1 protein-coding gene is annotated in these 418 nt (G+C 63.4%); it reads right to left on the bottom strand.

The window, feature by feature from the left end; genetic code table 11:
* Positions 1-418 (bottom strand): efflux RND transporter permease subunit (locus AC0L3L_RS36475; protein ID WP_473642217.1); only part of this gene is annotated, 418 nt, incomplete at both ends.

Below are 418 nucleotides of genomic sequence, written 5' to 3'. Positions count from 1 at the left end.
GAAAGGTTGCCGCGGGCGTGCACATAGAGCAGGCCGTAGTCAGGCTCGACATTCGGGAAGAACTCGACGCCGGCGCCGTATTTCGAATAGGCAAAGCCGACACCGAACAAGAGGCCGACAGTGAGCAGAAGCACGGTGATGGGAAAGCGCACCGCCTGCTTGACCACGGCCATGTACCAGCCGTCGCGGTTGTCGCTCTCGTGATGCGGCGGCGCCTTGGCGAACAAGGCGCCCAGCGCCGGTGCAAAGACCAGTGCATAGAGCATCGAGGCCGAGAGCGTGACGATCAGCGTGATCGGCATGTATTTCATGAAGTCGCCGATGATGCCCGGCCAGAACAGCAGCGGCGAAAAGGCGGCGATGCGCGTCATCGTCGCGGCGATGACCGGACCGGCCATGCGCTTGGCGGCAAGCGCGA

The organism is Mesorhizobium sp. WSM4849 (genome assembly GCF_055811385.1).
The sequence above is the reverse complement of the archived record's forward strand: the minus strand, read 5'-3'. Positions and strand labels throughout refer to the sequence as shown.